The 26,264-nt window shown below is 60.8% G+C and carries 29 protein-coding genes; 18 read left to right on the forward strand and 11 right to left on the reverse strand.

The window, feature by feature from the left end:
* The 5 genes from mlaD to murA are packed head-to-tail and all read left to right on the forward strand — an operon-like array spanning nt 1 to nt 2,934.
* The gene (gene mlaD, locus I6L46_RS15330) at nt 1-498 is read left to right on the forward strand and encodes an outer membrane lipid asymmetry maintenance protein MlaD (RefSeq protein WP_216976214.1); all 498 of its coding nucleotides are present in this window, start codon (nt 1-3) and stop codon (nt 496-498) included.
* Nucleotides 499-500: 2 nt separating this feature from the next.
* Nucleotides 501-1,133 (forward strand): phospholipid-binding protein MlaC, encoded by a 633-nt coding sequence (locus tag I6L46_RS15335; protein WP_139730930.1) that lies wholly within the window; start codon nt 501-503, stop codon nt 1,131-1,133.
* Nucleotides 1,130-1,402 (forward strand): lipid asymmetry maintenance protein MlaB, encoded by a 273-nt coding sequence (locus I6L46_RS15340; RefSeq protein WP_005336352.1) that lies wholly within the window; start codon nt 1,130-1,132, stop codon nt 1,400-1,402. Before I6L46_RS15335 ends, I6L46_RS15340 begins: the two co-directional genes overlap by 4 nt.
* A complete protein-coding gene (gene ibaG / locus I6L46_RS15345) occupies nt 1,402-1,659 on the forward strand; it encodes a BolA family iron metabolism protein IbaG (protein WP_005306001.1) in 258 nt (85 codons plus the stop codon). The genes I6L46_RS15340 and ibaG overlap by 1 nt, the downstream gene beginning before the upstream one ends.
* An 18-nt stretch (nt 1,660-1,677) precedes the next feature.
* Nucleotides 1,678-2,934: a UDP-N-acetylglucosamine 1-carboxyvinyltransferase gene (gene murA, locus I6L46_RS15350; RefSeq protein ID WP_005336355.1), complete on the forward strand. Its 1,257-nt coding sequence runs from the start codon at nt 1,678-1,680 to the stop codon at nt 2,932-2,934.
* An 87-nt stretch (nt 2,935-3,021) separates the two neighbouring features.
* Here the strand turns inward: murA and pmbA are convergent, their stop codons facing one another.
* Nucleotides 3,022-4,365, reverse strand: coding sequence for a metalloprotease PmbA (gene pmbA / locus I6L46_RS15355; protein ID WP_216976217.1), 1,344 nt, complete (start codon nt 4,363-4,365; stop codon nt 3,022-3,024).
* Between the two features lie 113 nt (nt 4,366-4,478).
* Between pmbA and yjgA the strand changes: the two genes are divergently transcribed.
* Both yjgA and I6L46_RS15365 read left to right on the forward strand, forming a co-directional pair.
* A complete protein-coding gene (gene yjgA / locus I6L46_RS15360) occupies nt 4,479-5,003 on the forward strand; it encodes a ribosome biogenesis factor YjgA (RefSeq protein ID WP_005336359.1) in 525 nt (174 codons plus the stop codon).
* A gap of 396 nt (nt 5,004-5,399) precedes the next feature.
* Entirely contained in the window at nt 5,400-6,182 is a 783-nt protein-coding gene (locus I6L46_RS15365) for a gamma-glutamyl-gamma-aminobutyrate hydrolase family protein (RefSeq protein ID WP_201938909.1), read from the forward strand.
* Nucleotides 6,183-6,194: 12 nt separating this feature from the next.
* On the opposite strand, the gene I6L46_RS15370 is transcribed toward I6L46_RS15365, so the two are convergent.
* Nucleotides 6,195-6,578, reverse strand: coding sequence for a hypothetical protein (locus I6L46_RS15370; RefSeq protein WP_040069030.1), 384 nt, complete (start codon nt 6,576-6,578; stop codon nt 6,195-6,197).
* A 145-nt stretch (nt 6,579-6,723) separates the two neighbouring features.
* On the opposite strand from I6L46_RS15370, the gene I6L46_RS15375 reads away from it, so the two are divergent.
* Together I6L46_RS15375 and I6L46_RS15380 are read left to right on the forward strand one after the other, a co-directional pair.
* Nucleotides 6,724-8,250 (forward strand): cyclic nucleotide-binding domain-containing protein, encoded by a 1,527-nt coding sequence (locus I6L46_RS15375; protein ID WP_216976219.1) that lies wholly within the window; start codon nt 6,724-6,726, stop codon nt 8,248-8,250.
* Between the two features lie 45 nt (nt 8,251-8,295).
* Nucleotides 8,296-8,694 (forward strand): STY0301 family protein, encoded by a 399-nt coding sequence (locus I6L46_RS15380; protein ID WP_216976221.1) that lies wholly within the window; start codon nt 8,296-8,298, stop codon nt 8,692-8,694.
* 76 nt (nt 8,695-8,770) lie between these two features.
* Here I6L46_RS15380 and I6L46_RS15385 read toward each other — a convergent pair whose 3' ends face one another.
* The 6 genes from I6L46_RS15385 to I6L46_RS15410 all read right to left on the reverse strand — a co-directional run bounded on the left by I6L46_RS15385 (nt 8,771) and on the right by I6L46_RS15410 (nt 13,731).
* Entirely contained in the window at nt 8,771-9,481 is a 711-nt protein-coding gene (locus I6L46_RS15385; protein WP_216976223.1) for an HAD-IA family hydrolase, read from the reverse strand.
* 32 nt (nt 9,482-9,513) lie between these two features.
* Nucleotides 9,514-10,491: a tyrosine recombinase XerC gene (xerC, locus tag I6L46_RS15390; RefSeq protein WP_075115817.1), complete on the reverse strand. Its 978-nt coding sequence runs from the start codon at nt 10,489-10,491 to the stop codon at nt 9,514-9,516.
* Nucleotides 10,484-11,164 carry a DUF484 family protein gene (locus I6L46_RS15395; protein WP_005336370.1) on the reverse strand — a complete coding sequence of 227 codons (681 nt, stop codon included), beginning with the start codon at nt 11,162-11,164 and terminating at the stop codon, nt 10,484-10,486. The genes xerC and I6L46_RS15395 overlap by 8 nt, the downstream gene beginning before the upstream one ends.
* A gap of 91 nt (nt 11,165-11,255) precedes the next feature.
* Entirely contained in the window at nt 11,256-12,086 is an 831-nt protein-coding gene (gene dapF, locus I6L46_RS15400) for a diaminopimelate epimerase (RefSeq protein ID WP_005336371.1), read from the reverse strand.
* Between the two features lie 185 nt (nt 12,087-12,271).
* Complete coding sequence (gene lysA / locus I6L46_RS15405) at nt 12,272-13,522, reverse strand: diaminopimelate decarboxylase (RefSeq protein ID WP_216976225.1); 1,251 nt, start codon at nt 13,520-13,522, stop codon at nt 12,272-12,274.
* A 32-nt stretch (nt 13,523-13,554) separates the two neighbouring features.
* Nucleotides 13,555-13,731, reverse strand: coding sequence for a lipoprotein (locus I6L46_RS15410; RefSeq protein ID WP_081990731.1), 177 nt, complete (start codon nt 13,729-13,731; stop codon nt 13,555-13,557).
* Between the two features lie 73 nt (nt 13,732-13,804).
* Here I6L46_RS15410 and cyaY point away from each other — a divergent pair, with 73 nt between their 5' ends.
* Nucleotides 13,805-14,119 (forward strand): iron donor protein CyaY, encoded by a 315-nt coding sequence (gene cyaY, locus I6L46_RS15415; protein ID WP_021231825.1) that lies wholly within the window; start codon nt 13,805-13,807, stop codon nt 14,117-14,119.
* Nucleotides 14,116-14,769: an alpha/beta hydrolase gene (locus I6L46_RS15420; RefSeq protein ID WP_216976227.1), complete on the forward strand. Its 654-nt coding sequence runs from the start codon at nt 14,116-14,118 to the stop codon at nt 14,767-14,769. The genes cyaY and I6L46_RS15420 overlap by 4 nt, the downstream gene beginning before the upstream one ends.
* A gap of 66 nt (nt 14,770-14,835) precedes the next feature.
* Here the strand turns inward: I6L46_RS15420 and I6L46_RS15425 are convergent, their stop codons facing one another.
* Nucleotides 14,836-17,355, reverse strand: a complete 2,520-nt coding sequence (locus I6L46_RS15425) for a class I adenylate cyclase (RefSeq protein WP_064335258.1) — start codon at nt 17,353-17,355, stop codon at nt 14,836-14,838.
* Nucleotides 17,356-17,678: 323 nt separating this feature from the next.
* Here I6L46_RS15425 and hemC point away from each other — a divergent pair, with 323 nt between their 5' ends.
* Genes hemC through I6L46_RS15445 form a run of 4 tightly spaced genes read left to right on the forward strand, consistent with a single transcriptional unit; the run spans nt 17,679 to nt 21,559 of the window.
* Nucleotides 17,679-18,608 (forward strand): hydroxymethylbilane synthase, encoded by a 930-nt coding sequence (gene hemC, locus I6L46_RS15430; RefSeq protein ID WP_216978061.1) that lies wholly within the window; start codon nt 17,679-17,681, stop codon nt 18,606-18,608.
* Nucleotides 18,605-19,339 carry a uroporphyrinogen-III synthase gene (locus tag I6L46_RS15435; protein ID WP_204384934.1) on the forward strand — a complete coding sequence of 245 codons (735 nt, stop codon included), beginning with the start codon at nt 18,605-18,607 and terminating at the stop codon, nt 19,337-19,339. The genes hemC and I6L46_RS15435 overlap by 4 nt, the downstream gene beginning before the upstream one ends.
* Nucleotides 19,336-20,385 (forward strand): uroporphyrinogen-III C-methyltransferase, encoded by a 1,050-nt coding sequence (locus I6L46_RS15440; protein ID WP_076495577.1) that lies wholly within the window; start codon nt 19,336-19,338, stop codon nt 20,383-20,385. The genes I6L46_RS15435 and I6L46_RS15440 overlap by 4 nt, the downstream gene beginning before the upstream one ends.
* Nucleotides 20,386-20,395: 10 nt before the next feature.
* On the forward strand, nt 20,396-21,559 hold the full coding sequence (locus tag I6L46_RS15445) for a heme biosynthesis HemY N-terminal domain-containing protein (RefSeq protein ID WP_216976229.1): 1,164 nt from the start codon (nt 20,396-20,398) through the stop codon (nt 21,557-21,559).
* A 70-nt stretch (nt 21,560-21,629) separates the two neighbouring features.
* Here the strand turns inward: I6L46_RS15445 and I6L46_RS15450 are convergent, their stop codons facing one another.
* Nucleotides 21,630-21,881 carry a YkgJ family cysteine cluster protein gene (locus tag I6L46_RS15450; protein WP_005336384.1) on the reverse strand — a complete coding sequence of 84 codons (252 nt, stop codon included), beginning with the start codon at nt 21,879-21,881 and terminating at the stop codon, nt 21,630-21,632.
* 131 nt (nt 21,882-22,012) lie between these two features.
* A complete protein-coding gene (gene glpX, locus I6L46_RS15455) occupies nt 22,013-23,023 on the reverse strand; it encodes a class II fructose-bisphosphatase (RefSeq protein ID WP_005336386.1) in 1,011 nt (336 codons plus the stop codon).
* A 221-nt stretch (nt 23,024-23,244) separates the two neighbouring features.
* On the opposite strand from glpX, the gene I6L46_RS15460 reads away from it, so the two are divergent.
* The 3 genes from I6L46_RS15460 to I6L46_RS15470 all read left to right on the forward strand — a co-directional run bounded on the left by I6L46_RS15460 (nt 23,245) and on the right by I6L46_RS15470 (nt 26,253).
* Complete coding sequence (locus I6L46_RS15460) at nt 23,245-24,300, forward strand: porin (protein ID WP_021231817.1); 1,056 nt, start codon at nt 23,245-23,247, stop codon at nt 24,298-24,300.
* A 120-nt stretch (nt 24,301-24,420) separates the two neighbouring features.
* Nucleotides 24,421-25,341 (forward strand): ABC transporter substrate-binding protein, encoded by a 921-nt coding sequence (locus I6L46_RS15465; RefSeq protein WP_128834413.1) that lies wholly within the window; start codon nt 24,421-24,423, stop codon nt 25,339-25,341.
* Between the two features lie 33 nt (nt 25,342-25,374).
* Complete coding sequence (locus I6L46_RS15470; RefSeq protein ID WP_205759564.1) at nt 25,375-26,253, forward strand: DMT family transporter; 879 nt, start codon at nt 25,375-25,377, stop codon at nt 26,251-26,253.
* Nucleotides 26,254-26,264: the final 11 nt, after the last annotated feature.

Here is a 26,264-nt window from a genome sequence, read left to right on the forward strand (position 1 = left end):
ATGAAGTTCAGCAAAGTAGAATTCCTGGTCGGCACCTTCATGCTGGCTGGCATCGGTGCCATTCTGGCACAGGCCCTGCAAGTGGCCGGTTTGAGCTTCAAACCGGAAGGAGAAACCTATACCCTGCGCGCGCATTTCGATAATATCGGCGGCCTGAAAGTCCGTTCGCCGGTCAAGGTCGGCGGCGTGGTGGTCGGTCGGGTCAGCGACATCGTACTGGACCCGAAAACCCAGGTGCCCGAAGTCACCCTGATGATGCAAAAGAGCGCTGGCGAGTTCGCCGATACCAGCTCCCTCTCCATCCTCACCTCCGGTCTGCTCGGCGAGCAGTACATCGGTCTGGCCCCCGGCTTCAGCGATGAGGAGATGGGCACCGAGATGCTCAAAGATGGCGACCTGATTGAAGACACCAAATCCGCCATCGTGCTGGAAGATCTGATTGGCAAGTTCCTCTACAGCCAATCCTCCGACAGCAAATCAGACAGCAAGAAGGAGTAATCATGTTCAAGAAAATCGCCCTGCTGCTGGGTCTGATGACCAGCATGCTCTTTTCCCTGTCTGCCCAAGCCGCAGTCAATGCCACCGACCCCAATGCGCTGGTGGATCAGGCTGCCAAGCAGACCTTTGCCCGCCTGAAAGCCGATCAGGCCCAGGTGAAGAGCAATCCGGATCACCTGCGGGTGATCATCCGCGAAGAGCTGCTGCCCTATGTGGACAACCGCTTCGCCGCCTACAAGGTGCTTGGCAACCAGATTAAAGAGACCACCGAAGCGCAGCGCAATGCCTTCGTCGAGGTGTTCACCGAGTACATGGTGAGCTCCTACGCCGATGCGCTGGCCCATTTTGACAAGCAGACCGTCAAGGTCGAGCCGGGCAAAGCTCCCAGCGGCAACATCACCGCCGTCAACGTCAGCGTGAAAGAGGCAGGCAAGCCGGACATCTTCCTCGAGTTCAAGCTGCGCAAGAACAACAAGACCGGCGAGTGGAAAGCCTTCGACATGGTGGCAGAGGGGATCAGCCTGCTCTCCGCCAAGCAGAGCGAGCTGGGCGGCCTCATTCGCCAGAATGGCATCGATGCGGTGATCGCCCAGTTGCGCGAACACAACGCCAAGCCGCTGGTACTCAAACCATGACCCTCAGCGGTGAGCTGCAGGCGCCACAGGTCAATGACCTGTGGCAACGCCGCGCCGAATGGTGGCAGGATGACCAGCTCGAGCTCGGCGGCGTCACCACTCTCGACTCCGCCGGACTGGCCCTGCTGGTCAAATGGGCCAAAGCCGTATTAGCGCGAGGCGCCACACCGCAACTGGTGGGCGCCTCCAGTGATTTCTATACCCTGGCCAACCTCTACGGGGTGGCCGGGCTGTTTCAGTCAACCCCGCTCACAACTGAGGACGCATAATGCAAGTCTCTGAAATTGAAGCGATACTCCTTGAGGCTCTGCCATTGTCCGAAGTCCATGTCAAAGGGGACGGTAGTCACTACCAAGTGATCGCCGTCGGTGACATGTTTGACGGCATGAGCCGGGTCAAGAAGCAGCAGGCCATCTATGCCCCGCTGATGGACAAGATCGCCAGCAACGCCATTCACGCCCTCTCCATCAAGGCGTTCACCGACGCCGAGTGGAAACGCGAACGTAAATTCCTATTGCCCTCCTGATTTGGTAACGAAGTAAAAATGGACAAATTCAAAATCGATGGTCGTTGTACTCTCAACGGCGAAGTGACCATCTCCGGCGCCAAAAACGCCGCACTGCCGATCCTGTTCGCGACCCTGCTCTGTGATGAAGAGGTACACCTCTCCAACGTGCCACGCCTGAAAGATGTGGGCACCACCATCAAGCTGCTGGAGATGCTGGGCGCGACCACCAAGGTCAACGGCAACGTCACCGTGCTGACCGGTGCGGTGAACAACCACGTCGCCCCCTACGAACTGGTGAAGACCATGCGCGCCTCCATTCTGGCGCTGGGCCCGCTGGCCGCCCGTTTCGGCGCGGCTGACGTCTCCCTGCCAGGCGGTTGCGCTATCGGTGCCCGTCCGGTCAACCTGCACGTCCACGGCCTGGAGCTGATGGGTGCCAAGATCACCATCGAAGATGGTTACATCAAGGCCCGTGTCGATGGTCGCCTGAAAGGCGCCCACATCCTGATGGATATGGTCTCCGTGACCGGTACCGAAAACCTGATGATGGCCGCCACCCTGGCTGATGGCCGCACCGTGATCGAAAACGCCGCACGCGAGCCGGAAGTAGTCGATCTGGCCAACTTCCTCAATACTCTGGGCGCCAAGATCCAGGGCGCAGGCACCGATACCCTGACCATCGACGGTGTCGAGCGTCTGCACGGCGGCAACTACAGCGTGCAGCCTGACCGCATCGAAACCGGTACCTTCCTGGTGGGTGCAGCGGTCACCGGCGGCAAGATCACCTGCCGCAAGACCGACCCGACCCTGCTGGAAGCGGTACTGGTCAAACTGGAAGAGGCTGGCGCCCTGATTGAGAAGGGTGAAGACTGGATCACCCTCGACATGACTGGCCGCACCCTCAAACCGGTCACCATCAAGACTGCCCCCTACCCGGCCTTCCCGACCGACATGCAGGCACAGTTCACTGTGCTGAACGCCGTCGCCAAAGGCACCGGCATGGTCACCGAGACCATCTTCGAGAACCGCTTCATGCACGTTCCCGAACTGGTACGGATGGGTGCAGACATCGAACTGCAGGGCAATGTGGCTATCTGTCGTGACACCGAGCAGCTCAAGGGTGCCCAGGTGATGGCGACCGATCTGCGCGCCTCCGCCAGTCTGGTGCTGGCCGGCTTCGTGGCCGAAGGCTCCACCATCGTCGACCGTATCTATCACATCGACCGTGGCTACGAAGACATCGAGCAGAAGCTGCAGGGTCTGGGCGGTCGCATCGAGCGTATCAAGGGCTGATCGCCCCCTGATCGCAGGCCGATAAAAAGGCCCCCTCGCGTTGGCGAGGGGGCCTTTTTCATGGTTTCGGTTCTGTTGAAACCGTGATCAGTGACCCGCCAGCTTCATATTCTCTACCAGCACCGAGCCGGTCTTGAGGCTGGAGCGCTCATCTTCGTCACAGCCCACCGCCACGATATGGCTGAACATCTCGGCCAGATTGCCGGCGATGGTGATCTCCTCGACCGGATAGGCTATCTCGCCATTCTCGACCCAGAAGCCGGCGGCGCCGCGGGAGTAGTCACCATTGACGATATTGACCCCCTGCCCCATCAGCTCGGTCACCAGCAGACCGGTGCCCATCTCTTTCAGCATGCCTTGAAAATCCTGGCCAGTATTGGAGACCTGCCAGTTGTGGATGCCACCGGCATGACCCGTAGTGGTCAACCCCAGCTTGCGAGCGGAGTAGGAGGTAAGCAGCCAGCTCATCAGCTCGCCGTTACGGATGATATCCATGTCGCGGGTACGCACCCCTTCGCCATCGAACGGGGTACTGGCAAGCCCGCCCAGCAGGTGGGGGAACTCCTGAATGGTGAGCCACTCGGGCAGGATCTGCTTGCCCAATTTGTCGAGCAGGAAGCTCGACTTGCGATAGAGGTTGCCGCCACTGATGGCCATCACCAGATGGCCCCACAGGCCGGAGGCAGTGTCTGGGTGGAACAGCACAGGCGCGTGACGGGTAGAGATCTTGCGGGCGCCGAGGCGGGAGACGGTACGCTCAACGGCTTCGTCGGCAATGCGCTGCGGACTCCAGAGCCCGTCGAGGGTACGGCTGGAGGAGTAGCCGTAATCCCGCTGCATATCGCCATCCTGCTCGCCGATCAGCACGCAGCTCAGCGAGTTGCGCGACGCCGCGTAGCCTTTGACGAAGCCATGGCTGTTGCCGTAGACCTTGATGCCGAGATGGCTGGAGAAACCGGCGCCGTCGGAGTGCTTGATACGGGCATCGCGACCAAGCGCCAGCCGCTCGCACTCGATGGCCAGTTCGATGCCGCGCTGGGGATCCAGTTCGATTTGGTGGCACAGTTGCAGATCGGGGGCATCCCAGGCCAGCAGCTCGGTGTCCGCCAGACCTGCGCAATCATCGGCCGAGGTGTGGCGGGCAATCTCGATGGCCGCTTCAACGGCGGCACGAATAGCGGGTTTGCTCAGATCGGTGGTCGAGGAAGATCCCTTGCAACCATCGCGATAGACGGCGATACCGAGGGCGCCATCCTTATTGAATTCAATGCTTTCCAGTTCACAACCCCGGGTGTTCACCGACAACCCGGTCTGCTTGCTGATGGAGACTTCGGCCAGCGAGGCGCCCAGTCCTTTGGCTATCTCCAGGGCTTCGGCAACCACGGCCTCGAGATGGGCTTGATCCTGGCGGATTTGGTCTTGCTGATCCATAACTCACATCTGTATGAAAGAAGGAAAGGGGGTAAGCATATCAGACCCCTGCGCCCAGCGGGAGAAGCTGGTAACATATCCGCCAAACGTGAATGACAGGAATCAAGAGACCGATGAGTCAATATCAAGACGACAACGAGTTCGAAGACTGGGGCCCCAGCAAGAGCCAGCTCAAGCGCGATGCCGAAGCATTGCAGAAAATGGGGGAAGAGATCGTCTCCCTCAGCCACAGCGAGCTGGAAAAAATCCCGTTGGATGAAGAACTTGCAGAAGCTGTTGAGCTGGGTCGCAAACTCAAGCCGAAGAAGGATGAGTCCTTCCGTCGCCATCTGCAGTTCATCGGCCGCCTGATGCGCAGCCGCGATATCGAGCCGATTGCCGAAGCACTCTCCATCATCAAGAACCGTCACTCCACCGTGAATGCACGCCTGCATCGGCTGGAGCAGTGGCGCGAACGCCTGATCACCGAAGGTGACAGCGCCCTCAATGAGCTGATGTCCCAGTTCCACGAGCTGGATCGCCAAAAGCTGCGCCAGCTGATCCGCTCCGCCAACAAGGAGCGGGAGCTGAACAAGCCGCCGGTCGCCTACCGCGAGATGTACCAGTATCTGCGCGGCGAGATCGAAGACCTGCTGTGATCCCCGGAACACGCCTCCCCTCGGGGAGGCGTGTTTCTATTGATGCCTTTTCCTCTCAACATCCCCCGCCAGCCCTGCGCGTTTAATATATCCACCATTTTACTACCCCAGCCATAACGGCTCATCTCAACAGCCCCGTTAAATCGCCGCTTAAGAGCAGTTCAAGACAAATCCGTTAACAACTTGGCCTCATTTTGTTTGACATATTGAACGGCCTTGGCAGACTGAAGAGAGGAGCCATGCCGTCGCAGCCCAGGCTGACCAACGATTCTGCCACCCGGCCCGACGCGGGATCCCATGACCATGCCTTGAGGCATGCCCTTGCCCTGCCGGTTTGCAAGGGCCTGCCCAAGGCGCAGGATGAGACTTCAACGCCAAGGATAATCAAGGTGCCCTATGCCAAATCCCCTGCCTCCCGCTCCCCGTAAACCTGTCGTACTGATGACCATGGGCGCCCAGCCCCGCAACGGCCACGCCTATCAGGTGATGACCCACAAATACATCATGCCGCTGGTGGAGATAAGCGGCTGCGTCCCGCTGCTGGTGCCCACCTGCTGCGGCACCACCGATCTGGAGCAGTATCTGGATCTCGCCGATGGGGTCTATCTGAGTGGTGCAGGTTCCAATATCGATCCGGCCCTCTACGGCCAGGAGAACCTCACGCCGGAAAAACAGCAAGACAGGGATCGCGATTTGTTCGACCTGCCCCTCATCAAGGGAGCGCTCGCCCGTGGTTTGCCGATCCTCGGGATCTGCCGCGGCATGCAGGAGATCAACGTGGCGCTGGGGGGAGACATTCATCAGAAGGTCTATAACGAGCCGGGTTATGACGATCACCGGGAGGATGCCGACGATCCGGTCGACGAGCAGTATGGGCCGAGCCATCAGATCAAACTGCTGCCGGGCAGCTGGTTTGCCGAACTGATGGGGGAAGAACAGATTCCGGTCAACTCCCTGCATGGACAGGGCATTAACCGGTTGGGGAAGGGTCTGGAGCCGTTGGCCCACGCCGAAGATGGGCTGATAGAGGCACTTCATGCTCCCGCACTGTCACCCTTTTTGCTGGCAGTGCAGTGGCATCCGGAGTGGAAAGCCAATGAAAACCCCCACTCCATCAAGATCTTTCAAGCCTTTGGCGATGCCTGCCGCCAGCGTTGTGCATTGATGGCAGCGAGTTAACCCCTCATCGATTCAGTCGCCAAACCCGCGCGCCTTGAGCTTGGGCAGTCCACCCCGCTCGGGGCGCAAGGTGCGGCAGATATCCATCCCCTTGAGCCCGCGCTGGATATGGTCAGGCGAATGGCCAAACACCATACCGTTGCTGCGGTAGAGGTTGTTGTCATCCAGCTCGAACTTCTCGCCGCCAATCAGCAACTGCTCGCGGCCATTGACCGTGTCACCCCGCTTGATGGGCACCTTCATATCGCTCAGCACCTCGCCGGTAGCACACCCCTCACGCCAGCGCGCCTCGCTGGAGAAGGGGGTAATGGCTATTTCACGCCAGGAGCCATCCCGGAATTCGACCCGATATTTCTCGGCCAGCAGGTCGCAGCCCGCCAATGGCAACAGAGCCATCAAACAGATGATTTTCTTTGAAAATTTCACTCAATCGCACTCCTTTGCCTAGTTCTGCACAGGATAAATAAATTGCCGCCCCAACGCACCATTTCCCCGCGCCGCAGCAGCTATGCTGGAAATAAAACCACAATAAGGTGCTGCTATGGCTGGCGAAAACCTCACCGCGCTACCGACGCTGATCTGGATTGGCGAACACCCGTTCTGGACCCTGCTCACCCTCTCCCTGATGCTGATCCACTTCTGGCGCCGTCCGGGACAGCGACGGGAGCTGCTCTCCGAGCTCAGTTTCGTGATGATTAGCGCGGTGGTGATCCTGCTGATCCAGCTGGAAGGGGGCTGGTTCAGACTGCCGCTGCCCCATCAATTGCTGATCGAGATCTCCACCCTGCTGGCTGGCCTGATACTGGTCAAGATATGGGGGATCCTGCTGTTCGAATTTCTGCTCCCCCTCTGCCATGTGCGGATCCCGCGGATCATCGCCGATATCGTCATCACCATCGGCTATATCGGCTGGGGTCTGTTTCGCCTCTACGCCTCCGGCATGGCGCTCGGGGAGATAGTCACCACCTCGGCGGTCATCACCGCGGTCATCGCCTTCGCCATGCAGGACACCCTTGGCAACCTGTTGGCCGGGGTCTCCATTCAGCTCGACAACTCCATCGCCATCGGTGACTGGCTGCAAGTCGACACCACCCAGGGCCGGGTGGTGGAGATCAACTGGCGTGCCACCACCATCGAGACCCGCAACTGGGAGACAGTCGTCATCCCCAACAGCCACCTGCTCAAACAGCGCTTCACCGTGCTCGGGCGCCGTCGTGGCGAACCCTTGCAGTGGCGGCGCTGGGTCTGGTTCGATCTGACCCTGGATACCCTGCCGACCCAGATCATCGCGCTGATCGAGAAATCCCTGCGGGAGACCAAGCTCCCCTGCGTCGCCAAGCATCCGCAACCGGACTGCCTGTTGATGAACGTCGAAGGTGGGATTGCCCGCTATGCGGTGCGCTACTGGCTCACTGACCTGGCTCGCGACGATCCGACCGACTCCATGGTGCGCAGCCTGATCGATGCCGCCCTGCGCCGCAACGATCGCCGCCTCACCCCGCCGATCTTCAATGTCTTTATGGCCAAGGAGAAGCAGCATCTGGATGCCCGCCACAAGCGCCACACAGCCGAACGAACCGATACCCTGCGCAAGCTGCCGCTGTTTGCCATGTTGCAGGAGAACGAGCTGCTCCAGCTGGCCGATCAGGTGAAGTTCGCCCCCTTCGTCAGCGGCGACATCATGCTGGAGCAGGGGGATGTCTCCAGCTGGCTGTTCGTGCTGGTCAAAGGGGAAGCCGAGATGGTGGTCAATGTCGAGGGACGAGAGCTGAAACTCGGTACGCTCAACGCGGGAGACTTCTTTGGCGAACTGAGCCTGCTCACCGGCGAGCCCAGCTCCTTCACGGTACGGGCGGTGGCCACCGTCGAAACCTATCGCATCAATCAGGCAATGTTTCAGGAGTTGGTGATGCAGCGCGAGGCGCTGGTCGAGCCCCTCTACCGGGTGCTGAGCGACCGCCAGCAGGAGCAGCGGGCGCTGCTGGAGCGGGAGGCGGAAGCCATGAAGCAACCACCACAACAGCTTGATCTGCTTGATAAACTGATGAAGCTGTTCGGCGGAAGATGACGTAGCATGGCATAGTATTGAGGACATGAAGAGAGAACCGCAGCCATGTTACTGACCACCCTGGCCCTTGCCGCCAACCTGCAATTTGATTGTCCCGCCACCATCGAGACTCGCCAGCAGCTGCTGACCCCGCAGCAGGGCTGGCAGGCGTTCACCCGCAATGACGATGGCAAACCGGACGAAACCCTCAGCCACCGGCTCGATAATCTGGCCCTGTTCGACGGAGATCCTGCCGAGCTGGCCCAACTCAAACCGGATAATGGCGACAGCGACGAGATCCACTACTGGAGCCAGCTCGATAGCAGCCTGCGCCCGCTCTATCTGGTCTGCCACTATCAGAACAGCGCCATCACCCTGCAGCAGGCGCTGCCCGTCGGCATCAGTTACTGCCGCGTCAACCAGCGCGACCGCTACACCCTGCTCGGGTTGGTTTGCCGCAAATAGCGGGCGTAATCCCTTGCCATATATCGCTATTCGCTGACAGCCATTACCGCCTGAGCCAGGCCATCCGCCAGCGCCATCAGAGCAGCAGCTCGGCCAGCTCCTCCAGTGCCGTCAGCTCCACGTCCGGCAACAGTTGCAGCTGTTGCCACGGTTGCTGCCGCTCGTTGAGCCAGGCGGCGCGAAAGCCGTGCAAACGGGCACCCAGCACATCGGTCTCGGGATGATCCCCCACATGGAGGATCCGCTCCGCTGGCAGCTTGAGGGCGCTGCGGGTCTGCTCAAACATATCCGGTGCCGGTTTCATTCTGGCGCCTGCCCCCGCCTTGCAGACCAGCCTGAAGTAGCGATCCAGCCCTGCCTGCGCCAGATCCAGATTGCCATTGGTGATGACTACCAGCGGATAGCGGTCGGCCAGTCTGGCCAGCAGCTGATGAGTGGACTCGCTCACCTCGATCTTCGAGCGCTCTGCCAGAAACGCAGCAAAGACCTGCTCCGCCTCGCGGCTGGCCAGCTGGTCGGCCATCCCCCCCTCGACCATGGCGGCGCGGATGGTCTGCTGGCGCGCCAGGCTGACATCGTGGCGCAGCTCGGGCCAGGCCAGCAACACGGCGCGTTTTAGCTCCAGCCAACGCGGCTTGTCAAGCATGGCGGTGGCCAGATATTCGCTGCGCAGATGGCTCAGCATCCACTGCTCGGCCCGCACGATGGCGGGGCCGTTGTCATAGAGGGTGTCATCGAGGTCAAACGAGATAGCAGCAACCGGCTGCCAGCGGCGATAGAAGTGCATGGACTCTCCTCTGCAACGGGGCTCAGGGCCCGTTATTCATCGTCCTGCGCATCCGGGTCACGCTTGGCCCTGGGGTGGGCGCTGTCGTAGACCTTGGCCAGATGCTGGAAGTCGAGGTGGGTATAGATCTGGGTGGTGGAGAGGTCGGCATGTCCCAGCAGCTCCTGCACTGCCCGCAGATCGCCGGAGGACTCCAGCATATGGGTGGCGAAGCTGTGGCGCAGCTTGTGGGGATGGACGTGGGCGTTGAGCGCCTGCTTGTTGCCCCAGCCATCGAGGCGGGCCTGCACCGAGCGGGCCGACAGCCGCTGCTTGCGGCTGGAGACAAACAACGCCTCGCTCTCATCCCCGGCCAGCAGCGGGCGCACCTTGAGCCACTTCTGCAGCCACTCGACCGCCATCCGGCCGATGGGCAGCACCCGCTCCCGCGAGCCCTTGCCGGTCACCTTGAGCTGGCGGTCGTCGAGCTTCAGATCCACCAGATTGATCCCCACCAGCTCAGCCAGACGCAGCCCTGAAGAGTACATCAGCTCCATGATGGCGCGATCCCGCACCGCCAGCGGATCCTGCTCGTCGGTGATGTTGAGCAGCTGGTGCATCTCGTCCACATCGAGGTTTTTCGGCAGCGGCCGCCCCTGTTTGGGGGTGACGATGCCACGGGCCGGATTGGCTGTCAGCCGACCCTGCCGCACCTGCCAGTCGCAAAAGCTGCGCAGGGCCGAGACCTTGGTGGCAAGGGAACGAGGAGCAAGGCCCCCCTTGTGCATCCGGGTCACCAGAGTGCGTACCTGACTCGCCTCGAGCCGACCCCAATCAGTGAGCCCCAGGGCCACCAGCTCGGCGGTCATCGCCTCCAGATGGGCTTGATAGTTATTGCGGGTATGAGGGCTGAGCTGACGCTCGACCCTCAGGTATTCGATAAAGGCCGCCAGCTCGTCCGCCAGTGCCGCGGGCAGTGGCGGTGCGACGACGGGTGCTTTGGCTGGCGCCCTGGCCGGTGTTCTAGCCATGAGTCAATTCGGGCAGACGCAGTTGCAGCAGGCGCCCCAGTTGGCCCAGCAGCAGGGTGTCGTTGTGGGGAGTAAAGTGGCCGGGATCCGAGCTGGCGAAGGCCAGCACGCCGAGATCACCGAGCCGCATCAGGGCCACCGAGTTGACCAGCACATCATGGCCAAACAGTGCCTGCTTCTCGCTCTGGCTCAAGCGGCCAAAGTAGTAATCCTGCCCCGGCAGACGCTGACCCAGCAGGGATTCGAGCTGCTTGCCTTGTGCCAGAAAGCGCTGCTCGGGCCCGCTCAGGGCAAACTTCTTGGGGTTGAGCCAGAGTCGCAACCCGGTCAGGCGCAGCCGCTGGACAAAGGCCTTGCCCATCACGGCACTCACTTCGAACAGAGTTTGGCAACCGTACAGCTCGCCGTAGAGATCGGCATAGACCCGGAAGATCCGTTCGTTCTCGCTGGCGATCCCCATCAATTCGGTGATCTCCTGCTCCAGCTGTTCGATCCGCTCGCGCTGACGCTCCAGCTGGCGCTCGACCAGCGAGACCGAGCCTTTGCGTTCATGGGGAATGCGGATCCGGTCCAGCACGGCGGCATGGCGTTGGAAAAACTCGGGATAACGGGCCAGGTACTCCAGCACAGTGGCTTCATCCACCGATTGCTCCTGCCGTTTGAGTTCGCTCATAAATTGGTTGATCCATCAGAGAAATGGGGCTCGCTGCCCCGACATCATGGGCAAAGGGGGCCAGCGCCCCCCGTACCTGAACCTTTATCGGCTAAACCTCTATCTGGCCGTCAAACACATGCTCGGCGGGGCCTGTCATGTAGACCGGCTGGCCTGGCCCCTTCCAGGCGATGGTCAGCTTGCCGCCCGGCAGACTGACGGTGACCCGCTCCTTGAGCTTGCCCTGACTGATGCCAATCACCGCCGCCGCACAGGCACCGGTGCCGCAGGCCAGGGTCTCGCCACAGCCCCGCTCGAATACACGCAGCTTGATCTCGGTGGCATTGACCATCTCCATGAATCCAACGTTGACCCGCTCGGGAAAACGCTCGTGGCGCTCCATGATGGCACCGAGCGTCTCGACCGGTGCATCGGCGACCGAAGGCACCTCGATGACGCAGTGGGGATTGCCCATGGAGACCACGCCACACATCACGGTATGCTCCTGCGCCCGCAGCAGATAGGTTTTCTCTGCCTTCTGGGCCCGGAACGGGATCTTGCCCGGCTCAAACTGGGGCACACCCATGTTGACCGTGACCTGGTTCTCCCCCTCCAGCTGCAACACGATGCGACCCCGGGCGGTACTGACCGCGATGCGATCCCGGTTGATCAGCCCCTTGAGACGCACGAAACGGGCAAAACAGCGGGCGCCGTTGCCGCACTGCTCCACCTCGCTGCCATCGGCATTGAAAATGCGATAGTGAAAGTCGAGTTCAGGGTCATAGGGCGGCTCCACCAGCAGCAGCTGGTCAAAGCCGATCCCGAAGTGGCGATCTGCCAGCTTCTTGATGACGTCATTGCTGAAAAATACCTTCTGGGTGACGCCATCCACCACCATGAAGTCGTTGCCCAAGCCATGCATCTTGGAAAAATCTATCAACATCGTGCATTCCTGTGCTGTTAGGGCTGTAAAAATTCACCGAACCAAGGGTCGCCAAGCGCCATGAAGTCGTTGTCCAAAGCCCCATGCATCCTGGAATAATCTATCCACATCGTGCATTCCTGTGCTGTTAGGGCTGTAAAAACTCACCGTCAACCGTTATGAAATCATTGTCCCAGCCTGCGCCATCAGGGCAGCAGGTGCTCACCGCGCCAGAGATCGGCCAACTGCTCACGCTCGCGGATCAGGTGCGCCTTGGCACCATCCACCAGCACTTCGGCTGCGCGCGGACGGGTGTTGTAGTTGGATGACATGGTAAAGCCGTAGGCTCCGGCCGAACGCACCGCAAGCAGGGAGCCCTCGGCAATGGCCAGGGTGCGCTCCTTGCCGAGGAAGTCGCCGGTCTCGCACACCGGGCCCACCACGTCATAGATCGCGGGAGCATGGCCGGCACGGCTATCCACCTCGATGATGTTCATCCAGGCACCGTAGAGCGAAGGGCGCAGCATGTCGTTCATACCGGCATCGATCAGCGCGAAGTTGCGGGTCTCGCCCGGTTTCAGGTACTCAACCCGGGTCAGCAGAACACCGGCATTGGCGACGATGGCGCGGCCCGGCTCGAACAGCAGGGTCAAATCCCGACCCGCCAGCTTCTGCTTCAGCGCTTCGGCATACTCGGTCGGATGAGGTGGCTGCTCGGAACCATAGTTGACCCCAAGGCCGCCGCCTACGTCCAGATGATGGATATGAATGCCTTCCGCTGCCAGACCGTCGATCAGCCGCAGCAGCTTGTCAGCCGCTTCCATAAAGGGATTCAATTCAGTGAGTTGCGAGCCGATATGGCAATCCACCCCGACGATCTCGATGTTCGCCATCGCGGCCGCCTTGCGATAGATGGCGGGCGCCAGCTCGATGGGAATGCCGAACTTGTTCTGCTTGAGGCCAGTGGAGATATAGGGGTGAGTACCGGCATCGATATCCGGATTGACCCGAACCGAGACGCGAGCCTTCTTGCCCATGCTGCCCGCCACCCGATTGAGGCGCTCCAGCTCTGCTTCCGACTCCAGATTGAAACAGAGGATCTCTTTATCCAGCGCGAGGCGCATCTCCGCTTCGCTCTTGGCCACGCCGGAGAAGACCACCTTGGCCGGATCACCGCCCGCCGCCAGTACCCGCGACAGCTCGCCACCGGAGACGATGTCAAACCCCGAGCCCAGTCGGGCCAGCAGGTTGAGCAGCGCCAGGTTGGAGTTGGCCTTCACCGCATAGCAGATCAGATGGGGAATATCGCCAGCGGCCTTGTCGAAGGCATGCCAGTGGCGCTCGAGGGTCGCACGGGAGTAGACGTAAAGCGGGGTACCGTACTGCTCGGCAAGCTGTTGCAGCGAGGTTTGCTCGGCCTGAAGCTGGCCGTCGGCGTCGTAGTTAAAGTGATCCAAGGGGGCGGTTCCTTCCTAGAATGGGTGCGGCATTAGTGCGGCGCGGCCTCGGTGGCAGCCTCGGAGGTCGCAGGCGGTACTGCTTGCGGTGTACTCTGGCTCTGTGGCTGCTCGGGGGGCGGCATATAGAGCGGCCCCTTCAGACCGCACGCGGCCAACCCGAGGGACAGAAGAGTGGCAAGCAGACACTTGGTGAACTGGGTGATCATAATGGTTCGCTGCGAAAAAATTTTTGGCCCTCTATAATCGCACTCACATTGTTAAAAGCAACAGGATAAACCGATGAAGGATCACGAGTATCACGCCCTGACCGACGCCTTTTTCCAATATGTGGAAGACACGCTCGACGAGGGGTATCCGGATATCGACTGCGAACGCAACGGCGGCGTATTGACCCTCTCTTTCGAGAACAAGACCAAGGTCATCATCAACAAGCAGGAGCCACTGCACCAGATTTGGGTCGCCACCCGCGAGAACGGCTTCCACTTCGAACTGCAGGGTGACACCTGGATCGACAACCGCTTCGGCCACGAGCTCAAGGCGCTGCTGAGCCAATCCTGCACCGCCCAGGCGGGCGAAGATGTGGTGTTCCCATGATCGACCTGCACCCGCAGGGCGCCCGTCATGCGGTGATCTGGCTACACGGGCTGGGTGATTCCGGCGCCGGTCTCGCCCCGCTGGTGGACGCGCTGGACCTGCCCGCCGAGCTACCGGTGCGTCACCTGCTGCCGGATGCCCCCGAGCGCCCCATCACCATCAACATGGGCTACAAGATGCGCGGCTGGTACGACATCAAGAGCTTCGAGGATCCCGCCGAGCGCGCCGTGGAGTCCCATGTCCGTGACTCGGCCGACCAGATTGCAGCCCTGCTCGATCAACTGGTGGCCGACGGGTTTGCCCCCGAGCGCATCGTACTGGCGGGCTTCTCTCAGGGCGGGGTGATTGCCTCCTTCACCGCGCTGCGCTATCAGGCAACGCTGGCGGGCCTGCTCTGCATGTCCACCTATCTGGCTGCCCCCGACAAGCTGCTCGGCGAGATGAGCGAGGCTGCTCGCGCCCTGCCCATCTGCTACATGCACGGCATCTACGACGATGTGGTGAGCCTGTCGCTCGGTTGGGATGCCAAGAACCGGCTGGAAGCTGCCGGGCTCGACCCCGAGTGGCACGAGTACCCGATGCGTCACGAGATCTGCCGTCCGCAGCTGGGCGACATTCGCAGTTGGCTGCTGGCCCGTCTCGGCGCGTGAGCCCTTCCGATAAAGCAAACGGCCTGCATCTGCAGGCCGTTTTTTATGACGATTCCAACTGGCGGGTCAGCCCACTTCTCGAGCGGGCGGAACCTGTTCGCGCAGAGTGCCCTGACTGCGATAGGGGATCACATCCAGCTCGCCATTCACTTGTACTATCTCGTAGTACTGGGGCAGGTTGAAGTTGATGAACTGCCCATCATCGCTGAACCGCTCGTGATTGGAGGTGTAGAAGCGGTTGACCCCCGCCACCAGCTCATCCTTGTTGCCGGCAAAGTGCTGGTAGATCTCCACCCGGTTCGCCTCATCGAGGATGTAGATGTTGGTGCCCGCATCCCGGGTATCGAAGAAGAACTGCACCAACCCTTCGCTGGCGTAGGCATCGACGATGCTCGGCAGATGCTGGCTGTGGGTCTTGTCGAGCCGCAGCGGCAGGTGATCCAGCTTGTTGTGGGAGATGTGACGGTAAAAATCGATGGCGTTCTCCAGCTTCTTCACCGACACCCCGCGCCGCTCGAAGAAGATGCCGTACTTCTCGCGGCCAAGGGCCATGGTCTTGACCAGCTGTTGCTTGTCGCGTGCAAGGCGCAGGTCGATACACTCCGCCACCAGCGTCTGGAAGCGGGAGCGCACCAGAGAACGGAAGTGCTGGCTGTAGCAGAACACCTCGATCATCTCGGGGGCGGCAGCATCCTGATGCATCTTGCCGAGGATAGTGGTGAGGGCATCGACCACGGCTTCATCCCCCTGGAAGTGCAGGGTACGGATCTCGCTCCAGGAGTTGCGATAGACCAGATCCACCGAGCCGACCAGACACTCCTGATTGCGACCGAACGAGAAGACATCCACTGTATTGGCGTCAAATTCGATCACCTGACCGACCCAGTGGCTGGTCGGGTCCATCTCCAGGTTGAGGAAGATGGAGAGCTGACGGATCTCGCACGGTCGGCTGAGGGCCAGGTTGGTGGCCAGCGGGTACTTCTCGGGGAAGCAGCCGGAGAGATCGCGGCAGAACTGGTGCAGATTGTCGATGTGCAGATCCGACCCCTGATTGAACAGGTGCACCCGCGACTGGGGGGTCAGCAGATCGTTGAAGTAGGCCCAGGAGACCAGCTTGCTGATGTAGCCGTTGAACTCGAGCGGCGCGCGACCAATGATGTCCACCGGCTCCAGCGAATGTTTGTATAGATACCAACCGGCGCGGTTGAGGCGACCGTGGGGCACCTGCACGAAGCTGAGATCCGGCTCGCTCAGATCTGGCGCTATCTTGAGGTTCACCCGCTGCACCTTGCCCGGCAGGCTCTCGAACGCGGCGTATAGTTTACGCGACAGGATGCCGATATCTTCCGGGTTGATCGACTCGCTGATGTTGTTGCGGCGGGCGAACTGGATCAGGTTGCGGTAACTCTGCATCAGGGCTTCCAGCAACTCGGCGTGAGCGATCTTCACCTCTTCGATCTTCCACTCGTGGCGATGATCGAGTTGATAGAGTTTGTCCTGACTCCAGCCCCAGTAGGAGACCAGCTGGCTCATCTGCTCGCGACGCCACTCGGGGGAGTGATCATCCTTGGGATGGCTGAGACCGTCGCACACCTTGAGGTAGAAGCAGCGGCGCACCAGATCGAGCCGCGCCATGTCGCCGATGGACTTGAGGTAGTTGGTCACCTTGTCCAGCATCAGACAGTAGTTGTCGAGCCGGTAGTGCATCCCCTCGTTGTGCTGGAACCAGTCGCGACCAATCATCGACAGCAGACGGGTGTTGGGATACTCGTGGGAGTAGGCTTCCATCAGCACCGACTTGAGCACCGCCTTGTAGGGGGAGTCGATCCCCTTGTAGAGCTGCCACAGGGCGGAACCGAAATACTCTTCAGCCGGAATACGGTCAAAACTGCCGAGATCGAGCCAGTCTTCCTGCTTGAGCTTGCCGCTCTCGAACAGCTCGTTCACATACGCATCGTAGTGATCATCACACTCGGTGGGCACCAGATACCAGATCAAGCGTTTGCCCGCGATACGCATGGCACTGCGGTAGAACTCGTCGAGCAGCAGCAGGTGCTGGGCACTGCCGCAGCTCTCCCCCTGCATCTGGGCATCGTTGGTCTGGCGGAACTTGTCTTCCGGGATCAGGAAGAAGTTGAGATCGACCCCGCGCTGTTCGGCCCACTTGGAGAGTTGCTGGCACTTCAGCTCCAGCAGATCGAGCCGCTCCTGCGACAAACCGGCCACGTGGCAGACCCAGATATCAAGATCGGAGTGACAGCATTGACCGATGGAGGAGGTGCTGCCCATGGAGTAGAGCCCCTGAATAGCTCGATCATGGGTGGCAAGACCACTCTGGCAGTTGGCGTTGCGGCAGAGGTCATCGATAAAGGCTTGCTGCTCGGCGGTAGCGCTGAAGCTCCAGATGCCATGAGGGACATCACCGGAGACATAACCGGGCAGCAGGGGATGATTGAAGTGCAGCATGACAGGCAGCAGTTGGAATACCTGCTGCCCATAGCGACTCATGAGGCCTAACGCCCGTTGCGTCTTGAGACGGGTAATGTCGTCATAACGCGCAACCAGCGTATCGATGTGTTCCTGCAATGCCCTGCCTATCACCTAAGTGAAAATGACGCACCAAAAGGGGGATACGTCAAAAAAGTGTGATCATGTTAACAATGCAAACCGCGGTGGTAAACAAGCCTTCAGCTAAACGCCAGATTATTTCTGGTATGACCACATCAAGTATCAGGGGAAATCATTAAATTCCAATACATTCAATGAATTAATCAACACTACTTGCTTAATGAAAATCATTTTCAGCATGCATTTTTGAGCTTGGCCCCGCTTTTGCCGGCTCCGCCATGAAAGCCCGGGCAAAGGGTGGTAATATCGATTTCCTTCTAAAAATGAAACAACTGATTGATATGGCAGCCCGAACCCTGAAAATTGCCACTCGCAAGAGCCCGCTGGCCCTGTGGCAGGCCAACTTTGTCAAAGACCGGCTCGAAGCCCTGCACCCGCAGTTGCAGGTCGAACTGGTGCCCATGAGCACTCAGGGTGACAAGATCCTCGATACCCCGCTGGCCAAGGTCGGTGGCAAGGGGTTGTTCGTCAAGGAGCTGGAGACCGCCATGCTGGAAGGCCGGGCCGATATCGCCGTTCACTCCATGAAAGATGTGCCGGTGGAGTTCCCCGAGGGACTCGGCCTGCACACCATCTGCGAACGGGAAGATCCCCGTGATGCCTTCGTTTCCAACCGCGTCAAGGCCATTGCCGAACTGCCGCAAGGGGCCGTTGTCGGCACCTCCAGCCTGCGCCGCCAGTGCCAGCTGCGCGCCGCCCGCCCGGATCTGGTGATCCGCGACCTGCGCGGCAACGTCAACACTCGCCTCGCCAAGCTGGATGCCGGTGAATACGACGCCATCATCCTCGCCGCCGCCGGTCTGAAACGACTGGAGATGGCGCACCGCATCACCGCCTTTATCGAGCCGGAGCAGAGCCTGCCTGCCAACGGTCAGGGGGCTGTCGGCATCGAATGCCGCCTCGACGATGTTGAGCTGCACGCCCTGCTGGCGCCGCTGGAGCACGCCGAGACCCGCGCCCGGGTACTGACCGAGCGCGCCATGAACCGCGCCCTGCAAGGGGGATGTCAGGTGCCTATCGGAGCCTACGCACTGGTCGAAGGCGAGCAGATCTGGCTGCGCGGTCTGGTGGGTAGCCCGGATGGCAGCCAGGTGATCCGTGACGAGATCCGCGGTCCGCTGGCCGATGGTGAGGCCCTCGGCGAGCAACTGGCCCAGCGCCTGCTGGCCGCCGGTGCCGACGAGATCCTGGCCGAGGTCTACCGCACATGATCCCGCTGGTGGTGCGTCCGGCCGCCCAGGCCGCCGAGCTGGTGCAGTTGCTGCGCCAGCACGGTCATGCACCACTCTGCTGCCCGCTGCTGGAAACCGTGGCGGGCAGCGAACTCCCTCTCCTGCCCGACCTGTTGCGCAGTGCTGACGCGGTTATCGCCGTCAGCATCCATGCCGTTCATTTTGCACACGATTTTCTGTTGCAAACTGGTCAGACCTGGCCACATATTGAGTACTTTGCGGTGGGGCAGGCCAGCGCAGATGCGTTTGCCGCCATCGGCATCACGGCAAGCTGCCCGGATGACCCGCGCAGCGAAGGGCTGCTCGCCCTGCCCGCCCTGCAGCAGGTAGCAGGCAAACGGGTACTGATCCTGCGGGGCAATGGCGGGCGGGATCTCATCGCCAGCACACTGGCCTCACGCGGTGCTCTGGTGCACTATTGTGCGGCCTATGAGCGCCACTACCCCGAGCTGGACGGGGATACATTAACCCACCACTGGCAGGCAGCGGGGCTGGACAGCCTGCTCATTACCAGTGGTGAACTGCTGCAACGGCTGCTGGAGCTGGTTCCCGACCACCAGAGGCCCTGGCTTTTTGACCGCCTGCTGGTGGTCCCCAGCCCGCGCGTGGCCGAGATGGCCCACTCCGCGGGCTTTATCCATATCACGATTGCCCAAGGTGCATCCAACCAGGCCCTGACGGCCGCACTGGAACTGAGGAAGATGGAATGACAGAACAACAAGAATCCCAGGTCAAACCCCAGCCGACCGCTGTGGTCAATGGCAGCAAGAGCCGCTCCGGTGCCGTACTGGGAGGGGTCGCCATCCTGCTGGCCCTTGGCCTGACCGGCGGTCTCTATCTGCACGGTCACAAGAACGCCGTGGCCCAGCAGGCCGAACTGGCCCAGCTCAAGCAGCAGCTGGCGAGCGCCCTGAGCAAGATAGACCAGACCAGCAGCAAGGATGCCGAGCAGCTGGCCGCGCTGGATCAAACCCAGCAGCGGCTGCAAGGGGAGATGCAGGGTCTGCAGAACCGGGTACTAGACCTGAATGACAAGCGCCCCAACGACTGGATGCTGGCCGAATCCGAATATCTGGTACGAATGGCGGGCCGCAAGCTGTGGCTGGAGCATGACCTCGTCTCCGCCATCACCTTGCTCGGCAATGCCGACGAGCGCATCGCCGCCCTCAACGACCCCAGCCTGATGCCGATCCGCAAGGCGCTGGCCGAGGATATCGCCAAGCTCAAGGGGATGCCGCGCATCGACCGCGAGGGGCTGACCCTCAAGCTGGCTGCACTGTCCGACCAGATCGAGCTACTGCCTCTCTCCACCGTCAGCATGCCGGAAGCCAAGGCCGAGCCGGATCAGGCGGTCAGCACCAATCCCGACGAGTGGGAGAGCAACCTGAAGAAAAACTGGGTCAAGTTCACCGAGAACTTCGTCACCATCCGTCGCCGCGATGGCGCGGTCGAGGCACTGCTCTCGCCGCAGCAGGAGATCTTCCTGCGTGAAAACCTCAAAACCAAGCTGTTGCAGGCCCAGCTCTCCGTCTATCGCGAGCAGCAGGCGCTCTACGAAGACAGCCTGGACAAGGCCCAGCGCTGGCTGACCCAGTATTTCGACACCGACAACAGTGCCACCCGCTACATGCAGGGCGAGATCGACAAGCTCAAGGGTGAGCAGATCCAGATAGACTATCCGGCCCAGTTCAAGACCCAGGCCATGCTGGAGCAGGTGCTGACCGAACGCCTGCAACGCATTCTGGCAAGCAGCTGAGGAGGGCACCATGATCCGTATAATCATTCTGGTTGCCGTGATGGTCGCAGGGCTGATCTTTGGCCCGCAAGCCTCCGGTAACAAGGGCTATGTGCTGATTGCCCTTGGCAATTACATCATCGAATCCTCCGTCACCAGCGCGGTGATCCTGGCCGTGCTGTTCTACGGCGCCCTGCTGATCGTCGAGTGGCTGCTGGGACGGGTATTCGGCCTGCGCCGCAAGACCCTCGGCTGGTACGGCTCGCGCCGCCGCCGCAAGGCCAATCAACAGACCGTCGCCGCCACCCTGGCGATGGCCGAAGGGCACTACAGTCAGGCTGAAAAGCTGCTGATCAAGGGGGCCAGCAACAGCGACACCCCGCTGCTCAACTACCTGAGCGCCGCCAAGGCGGCACAGGCCCGTGGTGACGACGCCCGCCGGGATCAATACCTGCAAAAAGCGCAGGAGGAGAATCCCAAGGCCGAGCTGGCGCTCACCCTGACCCAGACCCAATTGCAAATCGAGCAGGGCCAGTACGATACCGCGCTGGCGATGCTAGAGTCGGTCTACGCCCTCAACCCGCGCCACGCCATGGTGCTGGATCAGCTGCGTCAGGTGCATCTGGCCCGTCAGGACTGGAGCGCCCTGTGCGACCTGATCCCGGCGCTGCACAAGGTGGGCAAGCTGACCCCGAAACAGGAAGAAGATCTGCTGCAACAGGCCTGGTGTGGTCGTCTGCAACAGGCTGCCGGCAGCCTCGAGCCCCTCAAGGCGGTATGGCAGGATCTGCCGCGCAAGCTGCGCCTCGAGCCGGAACTGCTGGCCTGCTACGGCGATCTGCTGCGCCAGCTGGGCGCCGATGGCGAGGCCGCCACCCTGTGGCAGGAGGCACTGCGAAAACAGCCGATGCCGCAGTTGCTGGCTCGCCTGCCCAAGCTGAAACTCGACAGCTACCAGCCGCTGCTGGCACTGCTGCAAAAACAGCAGGGGCAACCGGAGGTGGACACCGCACTGGCCCAGATCTATCTGCTGGCAGGTCAACTGGACGACGCCCAGAAGCTGCTGGAGCAGGAGGTGGAGCGGGCGCCGAGCGCCGCCGCCTACCACGCCCTCGGCCAGCTGATGGACAAGCGCCGCCTCACCAACAAGGCCAACGAGTACTATCGTCAGGCACTGGAACTGGCGGGAGTCTGATCCCCGGCAAACAGAAACGCGAGAGGCCGCATGATGCGGCCTCTTTTTTTATCTCTTCGCCCTGCCCTCGTCAGGTGGTGAGCCGCTCCAGCTCGCCGATCAGCCAGATGGCCTCGGCACGGTGGCTGCCGCACACATCCATCATGGGGCGAAAACCGCCGCACACTGCCGGCCGCTCCGGTTGACCGAAGATCTTGCAGCCAAGGGCGCTATCGAGCTGGATACAGGGGACGCCAGCCGGTTTGCCATCTGGCATACCGGGAATGGCACTGCTGATACTGGGGGCGATGCAACAGGCAGCGCAGCCGCTACGACACTCCATAGACTCCACTCCTTTGGGACGGTCTGAGCCACCATAGCCGAAGCGGCGGCACAAACGTAGCTGGCACACAACAAAAAGCCCGACCGCACGGGCGATCGGGCTTCAGACACAGCCGGTTCAGCGAGCCATCATCACAGGATGATATCGCGAACCACGCTGTCTTTGCGCTCAAGATAATGGATCGACTTGATACGACGAATGGTACGGGATTTACCACGAATCAGCAGGGTCTCGGTGGTCGCCATCACGCCATCGCTGGTGATACCATCCAGCAGATCACCCTTGGTGATGCCGGTGGCGGAGAAGATGACGTTGTCATTCTTCGCCATGTCTTCCAGCTTGAGCACCTTGTTGACATCGATGCCCAGCGCTTCGCAGCGGGCAATTTCCTGCTCGCCCAGCGCACGCACTTCCGGGCTATCGCCCTTGACGCGGTGGCGCGGCACCAGACGGGCCTGCATGTCGCCATCCAGCGCGCGGATCACCGCAGCGGAGATCACCCCTTCCGGTGCGCCGCCGATGCCATACAGCATGTCGACTTCGCTGTCCGGCAGACAGGTGAGGATGGAGGCGGCAACGTCACCATCAGGAATGGCGAACACCCGCACGCCCAGACCCTGCATCTCCTTGATTGCCTTGTCATGACGCGGCTTGGCCAGAGTAATGACGGTCAGACGGGAGAGCGGCTTGCCCAGCGCCTTGGCCACGGACTTCAGGTTCAGCTCGAGAGCCTGATCCAGGTCGATGGCGCCTTTGGCCTTGGGCCCGACGATCAGCTTTTCCATGTACATGTCAGGCGCTTTCAGGAAAGAACCCTTGTCGCCCACCGCCAGCACGGCCAGCGCGTTGGCCTGACCCATGGCAGTCATGCGGGTACCCTCGATGGGATCGACCGCGATATCCACCGCGTCGCCATGCCCGGTACCGACCTTCTCACCGATATAGAGCATCGGCGCTTCATCAATTTCACCTTCGCCGATCACAATCTCACCATCGATCTCGATCTGGTTGAGAATGTGGCGCATGGCCGCTACGGCCGCCCCATCAGCGATATTCTTGTCACCACGTCCGAGCCACTTGTAGCCAGCCAGTGCAGCCGCTTCCGTCACTCGGGAAAACTCGATTGCCAGTTCACGTCTCATCGCATATCCAACCTATGGAGCTCGAAAACGGGCGGCATTCTACCACAAGGGCAAACCTTTGCGCACAAAAGTAGCCGCTGCGAGCAAGAATGTAGCCAATTCATCCAATTGCAACCCAATTGCCATCGACTCTTCATCCAACTGTCACCCCGCTGTCATCCCCGCTGCCTAGCATGACCCCGTTTTCAAAACAAAAGCTTGCAACACCACAAGGGATTAAGATGAAAAAGCTGACTGTAGTGGCACTGGCTCTCACCGCAGCCTTCCAGGCTCAAGCCGTTGAAGTGTACAAAAATGACACCTCCATGCTGGATCTCTATGGCCGTATCTACGCTGGCCACTTCTTTGGTGACAAGAAGGAACTGGATGCCAGCGGCAAACCGAAAAGCGAATACAGCGACAAACAGGGTGCCAACCAGTTTGTCCGTTTCGGCGCCAAGGCCGAGACCCAGATCCAGAGCGGTCTGAAGGCTCTGGCTCAGTACGAAGTACAGATGTATATCAATGACAGCGAGAAGACCATCAGCGAGAACTCCGACAACCTGCGCACCCGTCTGGCGTTCGCCGGTGTCGGCGCTGACTGGGGCACCGTGACCTTCGGTCGCCAGAAGGGGGCCCCGGGTTTCCTGGCCGACTGGACTGATGTCTCCCTCTCCGACGGCTACGGCAACGACGCGCTGGGCGCCAAGACCGACACCTTCGCCACCAACCGCGCCGGTTCCGTGCTGAAATACTCCGGCCTGTTCAATGGCTTCCAGCTCGACACCAGCTACAAGTTCGACGGTGGTGACACCGAAGAGACCACCAGCAAGGATAGCGACGCCGCCTACGGTGCTGCCGTGGCCTATACCTTCCCGTTCAACCTGTCTCTGGGTACCGCGTACAACGTCGGTATCCGCGACAAGAGCGGTGAAGAAGATGCCAAGCTGTGGCTGATCTCCGCCAAGTTCGACAACAAGGCCGCCTACGCCGCCCTGAGCTATGCCGATGGCAGCGACTTCCTGGCGACCGGCACTGATCACACCGGTTGGGAAGCCGCGCTGGGCTACAACTTCGAGAACGGCTTCGGTCTGATGGCCCTGTGGAACAAGCAGGAACAGGACAAGGCTGGCATCAAGAAAGACAACGTGGATTACTACACCCTGGGTGCCCAGTACAAATTCAACAAGAACCTGCGGGTGATTGGCGAATACCGTATCAACAATCTGGACAGCAAGGAGAGCGGCAAGCTCAACGTCAAGGATGACTTCCAGCTGGCTGCCCGCTACGACTTCTAATCGAGGTTTTGCGGATCCCCAAAGCGCGATGGCTTGCCATCGCGCTTTTTGCTGAGCGTCGCTCACGACCGGAGAAAGTGGCCTAGGCTCAACAGTAGATGTATCGCCGGAGAGATGATCATGGTCAGGCTGCCTTTCGTCCTGCTGTTGCTGCTGGCTCTTCCCGCTCACGCCCTCTCTATCGCCATGGTGCTGTGGCGCGGTGAAACCGCCGCCGAGGCGGGCTTTCGGGCAGAGCTGACCCGCCTTGGCTATCAGGCCACCATCACCACCTATAACGCCGATCAGGATCGCACAGCGCTGGCAACCATGCTGCGCCAGCAGATGCTGCCGAAACTGGCCGAATACGACTACATCTACACCTTTGGCACCACCGCCACCACCATGACAAAGAGTCTGGTAGCCAACCGCAAGCCTCTGATTTTCAATGTGGTATCCGACCCGGTCGGGGCAGACATCCTCTCGGAAGACAAAGCCCAGAACAGCATGGTGGCCGGGGTAAGCAACATGGTGCCGATGGCACTGCAACTGGCCAACGCCAGCGAGCATCTGGCCACCGGCAAACGGCTGCTGCTACCCTTCAACCCCCGTGAGCAGAACACCCTGCTGGTGGCCGATATGTTGCTCAATGAAGCGAAACGCTACCAGTGGCAGATGGTCACTTGGCGAATGGCCCCTGACCCACGGCGGCTGGACAACGAACTGAAGCGGCTGCAACAGGATGCCAAAAACGACATCGTCTTTCTGGCCGCAGACAGCTATCTGCTCTCCATCGCCCCCCGCCTGCTGAATGCGCTCAACGAAGCGGCCATCCCTACCATCTGCAGTGCCGAGCTGTTCGTTGAACACGGCTGCAGCGTTGGCACCATCAGCAGCTACGAGGCGCTGGGCAAGATGGCCGCCGGGATCATCCACCGCCACCAGCAGGGAACAGCACTGCAGGATATACCGCTACAGACCGATCCCCATCCCAAACTGGTGCTGGGGCAGCTGGGTAACGCCACCACGCAGGAGGCGAGCCCCGAAAAGCCGAAGCCTTGATAAAGATCTCAGCCAATCAGGCTCCGGGCGGGTATGCTGTTGACCCCCATCGCCCGAGAGCCCTTTCCCATGAGCACCACCGTCTTTTTTGCCGTTCTGCTGGCAGCCCTGCTTCACGCCAGCTGGAATGCGCTGGTCAAAATTGGCGAAGAGCGGCTGGTGGGCGTGTCACTGGTGGCGATCTTCTCAGGGCTTATCGCCGCCGTGGCGCTGCTGCCCATGGGGCTTCCCTCTGCTGCCGAGCTGCCCTGGCTCGGCCTCTCAGTCCTGCTCCATATCGGTTACTGCCTGTTTCTCAGCCATGCCTACAATCAGGGCGATTTTGGCCAGATCTATCCGCTGGCCCGTGGCAGTGCCCCACTGCTCGCCATGGCGTTAAGTGCCCTGCTGCTGGGGGACTACCCCGGTTACGGCGGCATCATCGGCGCCTGCGTGCTGATCATGGGGGTCTTGCTGATGGCCTGGCGAGGTGGGCAGCAGCGCCTTGACAGCAAAGCGGTTCGGGCAGCACTGATCACGGCCATGTTCACGGCGACCTATACCCTCTCGGATGGAGCCGGCGCACGCGCAGGGGGTGAACCGGTACGCTACACCCTCTGGCTCTTTGCCTGCACCGGGCTGGCGATGCTGCTGGTGTTGCTCGTCCACCAGAAACGCAACGCATGGCGCCAGATCCGTCGCCATGCGATGGCGGGAATGGCAGGAGGTGCCATGTCACTGCTCGCCTACGGGATTGTTATCTGGGCCATGACCCAAGCCCCCATTGGCGTGGTCGCGGCTCTGCGCGAAAGCAGTGTGCTGTTTGCCATGCTGCTCTCGGTCTGGCTGCTGAAAGAGCCGCTCGGGCGCATGCGGCTGACGGCGGCGGCCATTATCACTGGCGGCGTGCTGCTGACCCGGCTGGGAGGATAAGCGCTGTCGCC

It is taken from the genome of Aeromonas sp. FDAARGOS 1416 (assembly GCF_019048085.1).
Taxonomy (GTDB): domain Bacteria; phylum Pseudomonadota; class Gammaproteobacteria; order Enterobacterales; family Aeromonadaceae; genus Aeromonas; species Aeromonas veronii.